Source organism: Cupriavidus sp. IDO (assembly GCF_000812465.1).
In the GTDB taxonomy this organism is placed as follows: Bacteria; Pseudomonadota; Gammaproteobacteria; order Burkholderiales; family Burkholderiaceae; genus Cupriavidus.
Genome location: NZ_JWMA01000010.1, coordinates 17022 through 32012, shown reverse-complemented (window position 1 = coordinate 32012; position 14991 = coordinate 17022). Strand labels below are relative to the sequence as shown.

Below are 14991 nucleotides of genomic sequence, written 5' to 3'. Positions count from 1 at the left end.
CAAACTCAAGAGCGCTCAGCACCGACCTTCGATCATCGCCGCGTGCTGGGTTCAGGCAACGTTGTGGTGATGTCATGATTTACGGAAAGATCAATAATCGTTGACCGTCGCTGGCCCCATCAGGGGGACAAGCCCCATGCGCTGCGCAAGGTGCGGGTTCGAGAATCCGGCTGGCGCCAAATTCTGTGAGGAATGTGGCGCCAGGCAGGTGCGCGTCTGTCCGGCCTGCGGGCAAGAGGCGGCTGCCAGCGCCAAGTTTTGCAGCGAATGCGGCGCGCCGCTGGGCGCCCCCGCTGCTTCAAGCGCGGCCCCCCGTGCCACGGCAACTGCGTCCAGCACCCCCATCGACTACACCCCTCCCTATCTGGCCGAGCGCATCCTGGCGGCGCAGGCAGAGATGGAAGCCCGCGGCCCGGCAGACGGCGAGCGCAAGATGGTCACCGCGCTGTTCGCCGACATGGCCGGCTCGACCGCGCTGATCCACGACCTCGATCCCGAAGACGCCCGCCGCCTGATCGACCCGGTGCTGGCGCTGATGATGGAGGCCGTGCATCACTATGAGGGCTATGTGGCCAAGTCGATGGGCGATGGCATCCTGGCGCTGTTCGGCGCGCCAATCGCGAACGAAGACCATCCGCAGCGGGCCTTGCTGGCGGCGCTGCGCATGCAGGAAGCCATGCGCCATTACGCCGACGGCGTACGCCTCGCCCAGGGCATCGCGCTGCAGATACGGGTCGGCATCAACTCCGGCGAAGTGGTGGTGCGCACGATCCGCATCAAGGATTTGCACACCGACTACGACCCGGTGGGCAATTCGATCCATATTGCTTCGCGCATGGAGAGCATCGCAGTGCCCGGTTCGATTGTCGCAAGCGAACACACCCGCAACCTTACCGAAGGCTATTTCGCGTTCAAGGCCCTCGGCGCGACGCCAATCAAGGGGCTGCCCGAGCCGCTCGCAGTCTTCGAAGTCCTCGGCCTCGGCCCGCTGCGCACCCGGCTGCAGGTGTCGGCCAGCCGCGGGCTGGCGCGCTTTGTCGGGCGTACCCGGGAACTCGAACTGCTGCAAGAAGCGCGGGCACGGGCACGGGCCGGACATGGTCAGATCGTCGGCGTGGTCGGCGAGCCCGGGGTCGGCAAGTCGCGGCTTTGCCACGAGTTCAAGCTGCTCGCGCCGCGCGATTGCCTGGTGCTCGAAACCTTCTCGGTTTCGCACGGCAAGGCCTACCCCTATCTGCCACTGATCGAGCTGCTGCGGAACTACTGCCAGATCACGGCGCAAGATGATGAGCGCAGGCGGCGCGAGAAGCTCACTGGCAAGCTCCTGACGCTGGACCGCGCGCTGGAAGACAGTCTGCCTTATCTTTGCCACCTGCTGGGGGCCGTCGAGCCGGGCTCGGCGCTGGTGCAGATGGACACCCAGATCCGCCAGCAGCGCACCTTCGAGGCAATCAAGCGGCTGCTCGTGCGCGAAAGCCTGACCCAGCCACTGGAGCTGATCATCGAAGATCTGCAGTGGCTTGACAGCGAAACCGAGGCCTTCCTCGGCTTTCTCGGCGAGAGCGTGGCCAGCGCCCGCATCCTGCTGCTGGTCAATTTCCGGCCGGAGTACCGGCACGACTGGAGCCGCAAGAGCTACTACACCCAGCTACGCCTGGATCCCCTTGGCGAAGCGGAAGCTCGGGACCTGCTGCGCGCGCTGCTGGGCGATGCCGCCGGACTTGCCCAGCTCGAGCAGTTGATCCTGGAGCAGACCGAAGGCAACCCATTCTTTATCGAAGAAGTGGTGCAGGACCTGGTCGAGGGGCGGGTCCTGCGCGGCGAGCGCGGGCATTATCGTCTCGAGCAGATCCCGGGCAAGCTGCACATCCCCGCCACCGTGCAGGGGGTGCTCGCCGCCCGCATCGACCGCCTGCAGCCAGCGGAGAAAGCACTGCTGCAGACCCTGGCCGTGATTGGCAAGATATTCCCCTGGAGCCTGCTTGCACGCGTCGCCGAGCAGCCCGAGGACAAGACGAAGAGCCTGCTGGCCCGGCTGCAGGCAGGGGAGTTCATCTACGAGCAGCCGGCGTTCCCGGAGGTGGAGTACAGCTTCAAGCATGCGCTGACCCAGGAGGTGACCTACGGCTCCCTGCTGAGCGAGCGGCGTCGTGCGCTGCATGAGCGCACCGCCCAGGCGATCGAAGCGCTGTTCAGCGCCCAGCTCGAGGAGCACTGCAGCGAGCTGGCCTATCACTTCAGCCGCAGCGGCAACACACTAAAGGCGGTGGAGTACCTGCACCGCGCCGGGCGCCAGGCCGTGCATCGCTCGGCCGACGCCGAGGCGGTCACGCACCTCACCATGGCCCTGGCCTTGCTTGCAACGCTACCCGATGCGCCAGAGCGCGCGCGGGAAGAACTCGCAGTCCAGCTCACCCTCGGCCCGGCCTGGATGGCCAACAAGGGCTTCGCTGCCCCGGAAGTGGAGGCAACCTACTCGCGGGCGCTCGCGCTGTGTCGGCAGCTCGGGGAGACGGTCCAGCTGTTCCCTGCCCTGCTCGGACTGCGCACCTATTACACGGTCCATGCCGAACTCCGGACCGCGCGCGAGCTGGCGGGGCAACTGCTTGCGCTGGCCAAAGAGGCGCAGGACCCTGCGTTGCTGGTCCAGGCGCATCGGGCGTTAGGCGCCAATTTGTCCTATCTCGGCGAACTGGCTCCCGCCCGTGCACAGCTGGAGCAGGCCATGGCTCTCTATGATCCAAGGCAGCACCGGTCGCATGGCTTCATTTATGGATTGGAACCCGGCGTACAGGGGCTGGCGCTGATTGCCATGGACCTGTGGTTGCTCGGCTATCCGGATCAAGCCTGGGCGCGTAGCCAGGAAGCGCTCGCCTTGACCCAAACCCCTGCCCATCCTTCGGACTCGGCCGATGCGCTGATCGCCGCTGCGGAGGTCCGTCTGTTCCGCGGCGAAGTGCAGCCGGCCCACGATCTCGCGCAGGCGCTCCTCGCCCTCGCAACCGATTATGGCTTGCCGTACGGCTTGGCTTGCGGAACCATCCTGTCGGGCAGTGCATTGGCTGCAAATGGACACGTGGAGGAAGGGATAGATCTCATTCAAAAAGGCCTAAGCGCATACCGCGCCACCGGGGCCGAACTTCTGCGAACCCATTTCCTGGCGCTGCTGGCCGAAGCCTGTGCCAGAGCGGGGCAAGTTGAGGCAGGGCTTGCGGCGGTGGCCGAGGCGCTGGCTACAGTGGAACGAACCGAAGAGCGGGTGCACGAAGCAGAGTTGCATCGGATCAAGGGAGAACTGACGCTGCTGGAAGCAGGGCGAGTGGGCGCAGCGAACGAGGACGCCCGTGAAGCCGAAGCCTGCTTCCAGCGGGCGATCGCGATCGCTGGCAGGCAGGATGCCCGATCGCCGGAGCTCCGCGCGGTAGTAGCGCTGAGCCGCCTGTGGCAGCAGCAGGGCCGGCATGCCGAGGCCCGCTCCTTGCTGCAGGAGACCTACGGCTGGTTCAGCGAAGGGTTCGACACAGTGGACTTGCGGGAGGCCCGCGCGTTGCTCGTCAAACTCGGGGAACAGTGAACCCATCGCCCGCGGGATAGCTCGCGTTTGGGGGCGTGACCGATTTTAAATCCAATGCCGCTCTGTCTTTTCGTGGATTCGGAGGCGATTGAAGAGCAGAATCGATACGCTGTAGAACACCATTCCTAGCTTTCCAAAGGGAGAACTGCACTCAGTTCATCGTGCTCATGGGCTCGTGCTACCAGGTAGCGTCCATCGCCGAAGACGAGCGGCCTGTGCTCGGACCGTTCCAGGCGGATAACTCGTCCGATATAAACGCCATGATCGCCTTCAGGATGGGCAGAAACCTTCACGCATTCCAAGTTTGCAGCGCATGAATTAATGATGGGAACGCCTCCTAAGCCGGATCGAAAGGTGATATTGCGAAATTTGTCATCGCTAGCGGTCGAGAACTGCTTGGATATCTGGATTTGATGCTCTGAGAGGATATTTACTACGAACCGCTCGGCATCCCGAAACACGGTGTAGCTCCTTGATGAAAGAGATTGGCTCCATAGGATTAAGGGTGGATTCAGTGAGACAGAACTGAACGAATTGACGGTCATTCCAAACGCCCTTCCGGTGGCGTCCAACGTGGTCATCACTGTCACCCCTGTGGGGAAAGCACCCAACGCCTTGCGCAGAGCCAGGCCATCGATCTGTTTCATAACGTTTCCTTTCAGCGTGCACTGATGCCCGACAGCGCAAGATTCGCCGGCCTTAATCCGTGCCGACACCGCACGATATCCAACTTCGATGTCGAATTTCACTGGTTGCGGACCTACGTAGAGCCATTCGTGCAGCGTCAATTGCCTTGATGGCCCCCATGGAATTGCGTTCAATACAGGGATGCTGTGCGAGCCCCTCCACCGGGTGGCAGGTTATGTCATGGTTGTGCGCCAATGCGATCTCAGCTGCGTTCTCGATCTGTTTGTTGCTACCACCAAGCACCGCGGCCAGACCCGCAGCAGCCATCGAGCACGCCACCCCGACTTCGGCCCCAGGTAGCGAGGCGTTTTCCCTATAAATAATGCCTATGGCCGTGGCGGTTAATAGAAAATCCACCACACCATCCTCATTAGCTCCAGGTACGAAATCACGGTAGTACCGCAGCACAGCAGGAATTACGCCCGCAGCACCATTTGTCGGAGCGGTCACGATTCGGCCGGCCGCGGCATTTTCCTCGTTGACCGCCATCGCGTACAGGTTGACCCAGTCTGGCATCAACAGCGGGTCAGGTAGAGACTCCTCACCGCGCTTGGATAGCTGCTGATACCGTTCGGCAGCATGGCGCCGGCCCCGAATCGGATCGGGCAATTCGCCTCCGCTTGCACAGCCTCGGGCAATGAAGGCGTCCATGGCACCGGCAATTGCCAGTAGCCCGGCGCGAACATCATAGGTACTTCGCCAGCATTTCTCGTTCTCGAGCACCAGGTCGGCAATGGCGCGACCTGACTCCTTGCACATCTGCAATAGCTCCTCGCCACTCCGAAAGGGGTAGGGAATCGGGTGCTCGTCGACCGTCTGCACATTTAAGTGGCAAGCAGCGATCATGGGGCCCACGGTATGCGAACCAGAGGGCCCGATTCCAACCTTGAAGATATCAAATGTGCTGACGGACATACTGCCCTCGACCATCCCTGCCGTACCAGTTCCGATCGCTCCGAAGGGAGCGCCGTCCGCCCTGGGGCGTGTCACCAGTACATCAAATCTTGGAGGTTGGGAGATAGAACCTGTGCGTCGTCACATTAGGACATTCGCGCCAACGCGGGATTCTGGCGGCTCAACAGGGGCCAAGGCCCGCAGACACATTCCAACAGAATCAATGACTTACCGAACGTTTTGAGCTGCGACCCCGATCAAAGCACCCAAACATGCCGTGGATGCGCTAGGGCACCGCGGGGGGCTCCCGGTCTGTTCGAATGCCTGCCAGATGCCGGTAGAGGGCAATCGCCCGGTTGACCGAGGATGCCTCATGGCCACTGGCAAAAACACTTGCGCGCCGGTCGATTCGCGTCAGGAGATAGAAAGTCCAGACGTCCGATCGCCGCTCGATGAATTCCACGCTCTGGAGCATGCCCGGCTCGAACAGCGTTATCGCGAACGCGCGCACCGGCGAAGCATTTTCCCTGGCAAGTACCACGCGATCCTTATCTCGCTCAAGAACGCGCAGGCGATAGACAACGGAGCCGGAGCGGTTGTCGTGGATCCAATAGTAGTGCTGGCTGCCCTTTGTCAGCTCGGATGCCGCAAAGTCAGGACGCCGGGCTTTCGGGTCATTGTCGGCGAGCGCTGCGGCGTCGAGCGCCAGCGGGCGCCATGCCCGCTCGGTCGTCGACCAATAGCGCACATTGCGCAGCGCGGAAATCGATCCGGCGCGCGCCAGGAGCGATTGCAAATCGCCTTCGAACCGGAAGCTTGCTGCGATGGCAACGATGAGCCTGGAACTCGACGGAGCCGACCAGCCCGTGCAAGCGGGCGGAACCCAGCGGATCCTGTCGAGCTCCGCCCCTCGCCAACTCGCAATCGCCGGCGCTTCCTCGGGGGTTGGAAAGACCGGTGAGACATCCGCCCCGCACGGCGGAATGGGACTCGGATCCTGAGCCGCGGCGGAAAGAACAGGCAAGACGACCAAAGCGATGGCCGCCAGCGCGGCCTGCACGGGCTTCATCCGATTGGAAAGCCCCTCGTGGATCAGTAACTCGATCTGCATTTTCCTGGCCCTTTCAGTGCCAACGGCGAATGCCTCTTCCTGCGTCGGCTCACAGCGGCCCGGGGAGCGCCTTCAGGCCGAGCCAGAGCGCGCCGATGACGACATTGACCGGCACGCTGAGCACACTGGGCACGTAGAAGAGCGCGGACAGGCCAGGCGCGCACAGCATCAGTTCGACCACCGCACCCAGGGCATAGAAGAACAGCCCGCACCAGAACCAGCGCCGCATATAGGTCAACAGCCAGTGCGCATGCGCCTGGTTGAAACGCCAGGCGACGGAGCGGTCGACCCGATCGCCCCGGCTGACGTCCCTGAACAGCCAGCCGAAGAAAAAATAGCGGTACAGCATGGTGCGAAAGGCAAGCTCTTGCATGATGACTCCTTCGGCCGCGCCAGCCCGTAGATCGTCCGGCCCATTTCCGCAAGTTGCCGGCCCCTGCTGTGCCAGAAGCGTCACCCTGGCGGCTACCTCGGCAGGCAGGAAAACGGCTCGAACAGCCACCAGCGTATCAAGGAATCGCCTTGTCCGAAGAAGGACAGGCAGACAATTTTTGCGCATCGCCGTGAAGGAGAGTGACGCGGACAAAGCCAACGCTGGCTGCAGCCTGTCAAGGCATTCGTTCGGGTGGCGCAGAACCGGTACGCCAGCGGAAGCCCGAGGTCTCGCTATGGGCAACCTAGGGATTCCATCTAGGCGTGCCCTGGATATTCCCGGCCTACAAGCCCCGCTATTTCGCTGTGCGGAATGCCAGGACGGTTTCCTTGACTGGCCTGCGAAGCCTATGCAACAGTCGTTTGAAAACGAACGATCGTGCGGGAAACAGAACCAGCTTCCACGACACGACGTCACCGGCGCCACCGATCGGCCGGACCGCGGCGCAACTGCGCAGACCGCATCGCATAGGAGACAAACCATGCAACACGAGCAGCAGGCATTCGACCGTGAGCACAAGGCTCACCGGACTTCACCCGGCTACCCGCGATACTCCCGCGCGGCGTTCCCGCACCACTGACCCACTCCGATAGCCTGACTGGCGGCGCCCGCGCCGCCGCTTTGAATCCGCGCGCCGGCAAGCCCTGCGCGTGCCTTGTTTCGTGAACCGCACGAGGTAAGCCTGTGGCATTGTTTCTCCAACAGATCCTGAACGGCCTGACGCTGGGCGGCGTGTATAGCCTGGTGGCCCTGGGCCTGACGCTGGTCTACGGCATCCTGCATGTGCCGAATTTCGCCCACGGCGCGTTCTACATGGCGGGCGCCTACGTCTCGTACTACCTGATGACGTCGCTCGGCATGAACTACTGGCTCGCCATGGCGGGTGCAGCGATCGTGGTGGCGCTGCTGTCCTTGCTGGCAGACCGGCTCGTCTTCCACCCGCTGCGCAATGCGCCCGAGCTGCACGACATGATCGCGGCCATCGGCATCCTGCTGCTCCTGGAAGCGGGCGCGCAGGCATTGTGGGGCGCGGACTTCCACCGCATGCCAACGCCTTACGGGCAGATGGTCGAGCTGTTCGGCCTGACCGCCCCGCTGCAGCGCCTGCTGATCATCGGCGCGGCGTTCGCGCTGATGGTGCTGCTGCACCTGTTCCTCACGCGCACCATGACCGGCGCCACCATCATGGCGATGGCGCAGAACCGCGAGGGCGCCGCGCTGGTCGGCATCGATGCCACGCGCGTCACGCTGCTGGTGTTCGCCATCTCCGGCGCGCTGGCAGCCATCGCCGCCACGCTGTACGCGCCGATCAACCTGGTCTACCCCAGCATGGGCAACCTGGTCATCACCAAGGCCTTCGTCATCATCATCCTCGGCGGCATGGGCAGCATTCCGGGCGCCATCGTCGGCGGGCTGATCATCGGCATGGCCGAGAGCTTTGGCGGCTTCTACGTCTCCACCGACTACAAGGACATCATCGCCTTCGTGCTGCTGGTGGTCATTCTGTCGATCCGGCCGCAAGGCCTGTTTGCCGGCAAGGCAGCCTGAGGAGCAACCCATGACAAAAGCACTGCAGGGAAAAACCGGCTGGACGCTGCTGCTGGCGCTGGCAATCGCCTTCCCGCTGATCACGCCCAACAGCTACTACCTGACCGTGATGACGCTGGCATTCATCTACGCCATCGCCACGCTCGGCCTGAACCTGATCACCGGCTACACCGGCCAGCTCAATCTCGCGCATGGCGGCTTCATGGCGATTGGCGCCTATACGCTGGGCATTCTCACCGTGGACCACCAGGTGCCGTTCTGGGCGGCGTTCGCGCTCTCCGGCGTGGTCAGCATGGCGATCGGCTACGTCGTGGGCAGAGTCTCGCTGCGCCTGAAGGGCCATTACTTCTCGATCTTCACGATGTGCATCGGCTACATCATCTACCTGCTGATCGAGAAGTGGGAAAGCCTCACGCATGGCACGGTCGGCCTGATCGGCATTCCGGTGCCGGCGGCGATCGGTCCGGTCAGTTTCGACTCCGTGCCGGCGCAGTACTACCTGGTGCTGTTCTTCCTGGTGCTCGGCACCTTCCTGATGCATCGCATCGTCAGCTCGCTGCTCGGCCGCAGCTTCATGGCGGTGCGCAACAGCGATGCGCTGGCCGAAGCGCTCGGCATCAGCCTGATGCGCACCAAGGTGCTGTCGTTCGTGCTGTCGGTGGGCTATGCCGGCTTTGCCGGCGCGCTGTACGCCGGCCAGGTGCGCTTCCTCGGACCGGACATCGCGCGCACGGACCTGACCTTCGACATGGTGATGGCGATGCTGGTGGGCGGCACCGGCACGCTGTTCGGCCCGCTGCTGGGCGCCGTGCTGGTGCCGTGGGTCACGCAGACACTGCAGTTCCTGCAGGACTACCGCATGCTGGTGTTCGGCCCGGTGCTGATCCTGCTGATCATTTTCTTCCCGGACGGCATCGTCGGCTCTTACCTGAAGAAGCAGGCGCGCAAGGCTGCCGCTGCACGCCGCGGCAAGCAGGCCCCTCAGCCTGCCGCCTCATCCGCTGTCCCGAACACCCGCGCCGGAGCCGAGAATGCTTGAGATCCGCAACCTGACCCGCAAGTTCGGCGGCCTGACCGCGGTCAACGATGTATCGGTGACCTTCGAGCAGGGCCATATCAACGCCATCATCGGCCCCAACGGCGCCGGCAAGACCACGTTCTTCAACCTGATCGCCGGCACCCATGCCCCCACTTCCGGCCAGATCCTGTTCAAGGGCCAGGACGTGGCCGGCATGCGCGCAGACCAGATCGCCCGCCTGGGCGTGGCCCGCACCTTCCAGGCCACCTCGCTGTTCGATCGCGCCACCGTGCTGGACAACCTGATCGTCGGCCACCGCCTGCGCACGCGCTCGGGGCTCGGCGACGTGCTGTTCAACACGCGGCGCCTGCGCGAAGAGGAACGCCTGTGCCGCGAGAAGGCGGAAGAAGCGCTCGACTTCGTCGGGCTCTTGCACCTGGCCCATGAGGTGGCCGCCGACATCACGCAGGAGGCGCGCAAGCGCGTGGCGTTCGCGCTGGCGCTGGCCACCGACCCCGAACTGCTGCTGCTCGACGAGCCCGCCGGCGGCGTCAATCCCGAAGAAACCGTCGGCCTGGCCGAATTGATCCGCAAGATGGTCCGCCACGGCAAGACGGTCTGCCTGATCGAACACAAGATGGACATGATCATGCGGCTGGCCGACAAGATCATGGTGCTCAACTACGGCGAGAAGATCGCCGAAGGCACGCCCGCGCAGATCCAGAGCGACCCGCACGTCATTGAAGCCTACCTGGGAGCCGACCATGTTGCAGCTTGAACGCGTCTCGCTGTCGTACGGCAGCTTCCGCGCCCTCGACAACATCAGCCTGCACGCCGGCGCCGGCGAGCTGGTCGTGCTGCTGGGCGCCAACGGCGCCGGCAAGAGCTCGATCTTCCTGGCAATGAGCGCCATTCATCGCATCAGCGGCGGCAGCATGCGCTTTGACGGCCGCGAGCTGTCCGGCATGAAGCCGTCGCAGATCGTGCAGGCCGGCCTGGTGCACTGCCCCGAGGGCCGCAAGCTGTTCCCGGCCATGAGCGTGCAGAAGAACCTGACGCTGGGCGCCTACGTGCACCGCCGCGACGCCGCCGGCATCCGCGGCACGCTGGAAGAGGTCTACGAGATGTTCCCGATCCTGCGGCAGAAGAAGGACGATCCCGCCGGCTCGCTCTCCGGCGGCCAGCAGCAGATGGTGGCGCTGGGCCGCGCGCTGATGAGCCGCCCGCGCGCGCTGCTGCTCGACGAGCCTTCGCTGGGCCTGGCGCCGCTGGTGGTCAGGCAGATGTTCGAGATCATCCAGCGCATCAACCGCGCCGGCACCACGGTGCTGCTGGCCGAGCAGAATGCCTATGCGGCACTGGGCATTGCGCATCGCGCGTATGTGATCGAAGGCGGACGGATCGTGATGGAAGGCGATCGCGACTCGCTGCTCAAGGACGAGGGCATCCGCAAGGCGTATATCGGCGGATGAGCCAGGAAACCGGATGGACAACAGCAGTTCAGACCAAGCAAGGAGACAGAGAATGCAGAGCAAGATGATCCGCCGTATCTTCCCCCTGGCCGCCACCGCCATGGCCGCCATGCTGGCCTCGGGCGCCGCGCTGGCCCAGGAAGTCGTCAAGATCGGGTACACCGGTCCGCTCTCCGGCGGCGCCGCGCTGTATGGCAAGAACGTGCTGTCCGGCGTGCAGATGGCCGTGGACGAGATCAACGCCGCCGGCCTTGAAGTCAAGGGCAAGAAGGTCAAGCTGGAAGTCGTGGCGCTCGACGACAAGTACTCTCCCGCCGAAGCCGCCATCAACGCGCGCCGGCTGGTGCAGCAATACAAGACGCCCGCGGTCTTCGTGCCACACTCGGGCGGCATCTTCGCGCTGCAGGCCTTCAACGAGCAGGAGAAGTTCCTGGTGATGGCCTACTCCAGCGTGCCGCGCATCACCGATGCCGGCAACAAGCTGACCATTCGCATCCCGCCGGCCTACACCGGCTATATCGAACCCTTCGTCAAGGCGCAGATGAAGCGCTTCGGCAAGAACGTGGCGCTGGCGCCGGCGGACCACGACTACGCCAAGGCATGGGTGCAGGCCTTCGTCCCGGCCTGGGAAGCCGCGGGCGGCAAGGTGGTGGGCAACAACCCGATGTCCTACACCAAGGCCACCGACTTCTACAGCGGGGTCTCGCGCGCCATGTCGGAGAAGCCGGACGTGATGTTCGTCGGCGGCCCGTCCGAGCCGACCGCGCTGGTGGTCAAGCAGGCGCGCGAACTGGGCTTCAAGGGCGGCTTTATCGTGATGGACCAGGCCAAGATGGACGAGATGGCCAAGGTCACCAACGGCCTGGCCATGCTGGAAGGCTCGATCGGCGTGATGCCGCTGGTCAACGACACCCGCCCGGCCGCGCAGAGCTTCAATGCCAAATACAGGAAGCTGCATGATGGGCGCGACGCCACCACCGAGATGTCGCTGAACTACACCATGGTGTACACACTGGCCGGGGCGATGAAGCTGGCTGGCACCACCAGCGACGCCACGGCCATCCGCGCCAAGATGCCCGACGCAATGAAGGCGCTGCCGAAGGACGTCAACCCGAACGAGGTCGATAGCATCGATGCCAAGGGTGGGTCGGTAGCGGATACCGTGGTGGGCTGGGTGCAGAACGGGAAGATTGCGCCGGTGCGGTTGTCGGAGCTGGCCAAGTAGGGGCGCGGCGGCCGGGCAATACATCCCGGTCCCGGCAAATGAAAAAGCCTGTCAGGCACAATGCCTGGCAGGCTTTTTCCTTGCGGCAACAACTGAAGAGAGCACCGTGCGCTACTGGTGCCGCTCCCCGCCATTACTCGCTTCCATCTGCCGCTGTCCGTGCTGCGCGCGCTGTTGCTGCTGCCGCTGCTGGTCCTGCTGCTGGCGCTGGCGCTCCTGGATCTGGCGCTGCTGCTCCTGCTGATGGCGTTGCTGCTCCTGCACGGCCCGCTGTTGCTGCTCCTGGGCCCGTTGCTGTTCCTGCATGGCCCGCTGTTGCTGCTCCTGGGCCCGCTGCTGCTCCTGCATCTGGCGCTGCGCGGCCTGCTGCTGACGCTGCTGCTCCATCTGCTGACGCTGCGCCGCCTGTTGCTGGCGTTGCTGCTCCTGCGCCTGGCGCTGCTGCTCCATCTGCTGACGCTGCGCCGCCTGCTGCTGGCGCTGCTGCTCCTGCGCCTGGCGTTGTTGCTCCATCTGCTGACGCTGCATCGCCTGCTGCTGGCGCTGCTGGTCCTGCGCCTGGCGCTGCTGTTCCATCTGCTGACGCTGCACGGCCTGTTGCTGGCGCTGCTGCTCCTGCATCTGCCGCTGTTGCTCGAGCTGCTGGCGCTGCATGTCCTGGCCCTGGCGCTGCTGCTCGACCATCTGCCGCTGGCGCTCCATCTGCTGACGCTGCATGTCCTGGCCTTGGCGCTGCTGTTCCTGCGCCTGCCGCTGCTGGTCCTGCTGCTGGCGCTGGGCGGCCTGCTGCTGGCGCTGCTGCTGCGCCTCCTGTTGTTGCCGCTGTTGCTCGAACTGCTGGCGCTGCATGTCCTGGCCTTGCCGCTGCGGCTCGGTCATCTGGCGCTGGCGCTCCATCTGCTGGCGCTGCACATCCTGACCCTGCCGTTGCTGATCCTGCAACTGGCGCTGCTGTTCCATTTGCTGGCGCTGCATGGCCTGTTGCTGCTGCCGCTGCATGTCCGGCCCCTGCCGTTGCTGGTCCAGCTGCTGGCGCTGCAAGGCTTGTTGCTGCTGCCGCTGCGCGTCCTGCATTTCGCGCTGCGCATCCTGCGGCCCGCGGGCCTGGTCCGGGCGCGTGCTGAAGCCGCGTCCGCTAATGCCGCCATTCGGGCCGCCCGGGCCACCGTTCGGCCCCGCCTGCGGATTGCCGCGCTCACCGCCGACGTTGCCGGCTGATCCCGGGGGCCGGAATCCGCCGCCGTCGGGGCGCTGGCCGGGGGGCTGTCCGCCATGCTGCCTGGCTTCGACCGCCGCCTGGCTCATGCGCACATCGGGCACGGCGCCTGCCCGGGTACGCCCCGGGCCCGGTTCGCCGCGCCACGCCGGACCTGCACCGGGCACCACGCCGCCCTCGCGCGCGAAGCGGCGGGCCAGGTCGTCCTGCGCCGGGCGTCCGGGCGCATGGGTGGCAATGGCCTGGCGCTCGAACCCCTGCCGCGCCTGCGGCGGCAACTGGCGCACCGGCGCCGCGCCGACCAGGCTGCTCTTGACCGGCGCCACCGGCGGCGCGCCGCGCGCCTCGCCTGCAGGCAGGTTGCGCCATTCGGGCCGATTCCGCATATCCCGCGGCACCGGCCGTCCCTCGACAAAGCTGCGCGCGGGCATCCCCGTGATGGCGCCCGGCACGTTGCGGTTCAGATAGACGTCGCGCCTGGCGTTGTTGCCGAGCACGACGTTGTTGACCGTGACCCGGTTGATGCGGGTGACATACGCCGGGCTGGCGCGGTAGACCGGCCGGTAGGCGTCACGCGGGCCGAGCGGATACCAGGCCACGGCCGGACCGCCGCCGACGCGCACGCTCCAGTTGGGCCCGCTGCCGCCGACAAACCCCACCAGCGCCGGGGCATAGCATGGCCGCGGCACGCGCGGTCCGGGCACCCAGCCCCAGCGGGTACCGAAATAGGCCCAGCGCCCGTAGTGCGAGGGAGCGAAGCCCCACGGCTCGTCGTCGACCCAGGTCCAGCCCCACGGTGCGATCCAGGCCCAGTGCCCGGCGCTGTAGGGCGCCCAGCCGGCAGCGACCGTGCGCGGGAACCAGACGGCCCCGTAGCCGGGGTCTTCCTGCCAGTCGCCATAGTCATCGAGCGCGACATAGCCGGTCATCTCGCGCGGCACGTAGCGCGCCGACGGGGACGCATCCTCGCGCGCATCACGCGCAGCGGTCCAGCGATCGAACGCGTCGCCGGGCGGAACGTCGCCGGCGCCGGCGTCTGCCAGATCGGTCCCGGCAAAGCGCATCTGCTGGCCGCGCTGCATTTCCAGCGAGCGGTTGTCGCCGTAGATGACGGCGCTGCCGTGGCGCATGGTGACGGTGGTGGTGGTGCCGTCCGGCGCCACGTCGAGGCGGTAATCCCCCGGTTCGCGCGGGACAAAGGCCAGGTTGGGGGTATCGATCTCGACCGGCTGGTCAGGAGGCAAGGCCCGCACGCGCAGTTGCAGCGTGCCCTGGGTCAGCTTGATCTGGGTGGCGTTGTCGTCGAGGTTCAGCACGCTGGCGGCGGTGGCGCCGCCCAGCCGGACTGCCACCGCGCCGGCATGCAGCTCGGCCCGGCCGCCGTTGTCGACCCAGAGCCGGTCGCCGGTGGTGATCGGCCGGTTCAGGCCGGCGGCCGCCCAGTCATCGGAGCCGGCGGGCGCAAAGCTGATATTGCCGTCGGCCTCGGTCAGGGTCGCGATCCGCGACGAGGGGTCCACCTGTTGTGCCTGGCCGTCCCGGGCATACTGGCCCGGATCGCCGAGCGGCAGGTCATACGACTGGGCAAGCGCCGGCCAGTGTGCCAGCGCCAGGGCGATGGCGGCCACCCCGGCCAGCAGGCGCAGTCCCCCGGCCAGCCGGGGCGTGTTGTCTTCGATTCTGGTTTGCTGAGGCATGGATTCCGGGTATCGGGTGCGGACAGCGTGCGCCGCAGGCGCGGCCATCCTGCTATCACCATACATGGCAAAACGCGCGGCGGCAGTCCGGGCCGACCAGACTTTGTAAGCACGTA

The 14991-nt window shown here is 65.4% G+C and carries 10 protein-coding genes and 2 pseudogenes; 6 read left to right on the top strand and 6 right to left on the bottom strand.

Features of this window, described 5'->3' with window-relative positions; translation table 11 throughout:
• Positions 1-136: 136 nt before the first annotated feature.
• Positions 137-3574 carry an adenylate/guanylate cyclase domain-containing protein gene (locus RM96_RS03745; RefSeq protein WP_039007858.1) on the top strand — a complete coding sequence of 1146 codons (3438 nt, stop codon included), beginning with the start codon at positions 137-139 and terminating at the stop codon, positions 3572-3574.
• Positions 3575-3699: 125 nt separating this feature from the next.
• Here RM96_RS03745 and RM96_RS36700 read toward each other — a convergent pair whose 3' ends face one another.
• From RM96_RS36700 to RM96_RS03730, 5 genes and pseudogenes are all read right to left on the bottom strand, one after another.
• Complete coding sequence (locus tag RM96_RS36700; RefSeq protein WP_082016408.1) at positions 3700-4221, bottom strand: flavin reductase family protein; 522 nt, start codon at positions 4219-4221, stop codon at positions 3700-3702.
• A 103-nt stretch (positions 4222-4324) separates the two neighbouring features.
• Positions 4325-5113: pseudogene (locus RM96_RS03740) on the bottom strand (L-serine ammonia-lyase, iron-sulfur-dependent, subunit alpha); the annotation flags it as partial.
• Positions 5114-5119: 6 nt separating this feature from the next.
• A pseudogene (locus tag RM96_RS40770) lies at positions 5120-5176 on the bottom strand (hypothetical protein); the annotation flags it as partial.
• Between the two features lie 265 nt (positions 5177-5441).
• Complete coding sequence (locus RM96_RS03735) at positions 5442-6266, bottom strand: DUF6675 family protein (RefSeq protein ID WP_039007856.1); 825 nt, start codon at positions 6264-6266, stop codon at positions 5442-5444.
• Between the two features lie 49 nt (positions 6267-6315).
• Positions 6316-6639, bottom strand: coding sequence for a hypothetical protein (locus tag RM96_RS03730; RefSeq protein ID WP_039007854.1), 324 nt, complete (start codon positions 6637-6639; stop codon positions 6316-6318).
• A gap of 744 nt (positions 6640-7383) precedes the next feature.
• Here RM96_RS03730 and RM96_RS03725 point away from each other — a divergent pair.
• The 5 genes from RM96_RS03725 to RM96_RS03705 are packed head-to-tail and all read left to right on the top strand — an operon-like array spanning position 7384 to position 11962.
• Entirely contained in the window at positions 7384-8247 is an 864-nt protein-coding gene (locus RM96_RS03725) for a branched-chain amino acid ABC transporter permease (RefSeq protein WP_039007852.1), read from the top strand.
• Between the two features lie 10 nt (positions 8248-8257).
• Positions 8258-9286 (top strand): branched-chain amino acid ABC transporter permease, encoded by a 1029-nt coding sequence (locus tag RM96_RS03720; RefSeq protein WP_039007850.1) that lies wholly within the window; start codon positions 8258-8260, stop codon positions 9284-9286.
• Positions 9279-10043, top strand: coding sequence for an ABC transporter ATP-binding protein (locus RM96_RS03715; protein WP_039007848.1), 765 nt, complete (start codon positions 9279-9281; stop codon positions 10041-10043). The genes RM96_RS03720 and RM96_RS03715 overlap by 8 nt, the downstream gene beginning before the upstream one ends.
• Complete coding sequence (locus RM96_RS03710; protein ID WP_039007847.1) at positions 10030-10737, top strand: ABC transporter ATP-binding protein; 708 nt, start codon at positions 10030-10032, stop codon at positions 10735-10737. The genes RM96_RS03715 and RM96_RS03710 overlap by 14 nt, the downstream gene beginning before the upstream one ends.
• 52 nt (positions 10738-10789) lie before the next feature.
• Positions 10790-11962, top strand: a complete 1173-nt coding sequence (locus RM96_RS03705; RefSeq protein ID WP_039007845.1) for an ABC transporter substrate-binding protein — start codon at positions 10790-10792, stop codon at positions 11960-11962.
• 111 nt (positions 11963-12073) lie between these two features.
• Here the strand turns inward: RM96_RS03705 and RM96_RS03700 are convergent, their stop codons facing one another.
• Positions 12074-14875 carry a DUF6600 domain-containing protein gene (locus RM96_RS03700; protein WP_052279307.1) on the bottom strand — a complete coding sequence of 934 codons (2802 nt, stop codon included), beginning with the start codon at positions 14873-14875 and terminating at the stop codon, positions 12074-12076.
• Positions 14876-14991 lie beyond the last annotated feature (116 nt).

What these genes read in the sequence shown, in the direction of transcription:
- RM96_RS03715 (WP_039007848.1), top strand. Translation starts at nt 9,279, where the DNA reads ATGCTTGAGATCCGCAACCTGACCCGCAAGTTCGGCGGCCTGACCGCG.
- RM96_RS03705 (WP_039007845.1), top strand. Translation starts at nt 10,790, where the DNA reads ATGCAGAGCAAGATGATCCGCCGTATCTTCCCCCTGGCCGCCACCGCC.
- RM96_RS36700 (WP_082016408.1), bottom strand. Translation starts at nt 4,221, where the DNA reads ATGAAACAGATCGATGGCCTGGCTCTGCGCAAGGCGTTGGGTGCTTTC.
- RM96_RS03720 (WP_039007850.1), top strand. Translation starts at nt 8,258, where the DNA reads ATGACAAAAGCACTGCAGGGAAAAACCGGCTGGACGCTGCTGCTGGCG.
- RM96_RS03745 (WP_039007858.1), top strand. Translation starts at nt 137, where the DNA reads ATGCGCTGCGCAAGGTGCGGGTTCGAGAATCCGGCTGGCGCCAAATTC.
- RM96_RS03730 (WP_039007854.1), bottom strand. Translation starts at nt 6,639, where the DNA reads ATGCAAGAGCTTGCCTTTCGCACCATGCTGTACCGCTATTTTTTCTTC.
- RM96_RS03735 (WP_039007856.1), bottom strand. Translation starts at nt 6,266, where the DNA reads ATGCAGATCGAGTTACTGATCCACGAGGGGCTTTCCAATCGGATGAAG.
- RM96_RS03710 (WP_039007847.1), top strand. Translation starts at nt 10,030, where the DNA reads ATGTTGCAGCTTGAACGCGTCTCGCTGTCGTACGGCAGCTTCCGCGCC.
- RM96_RS03700 (WP_052279307.1), bottom strand. Translation starts at nt 14,875, where the DNA reads ATGCCTCAGCAAACCAGAATCGAAGACAACACGCCCCGGCTGGCCGGG.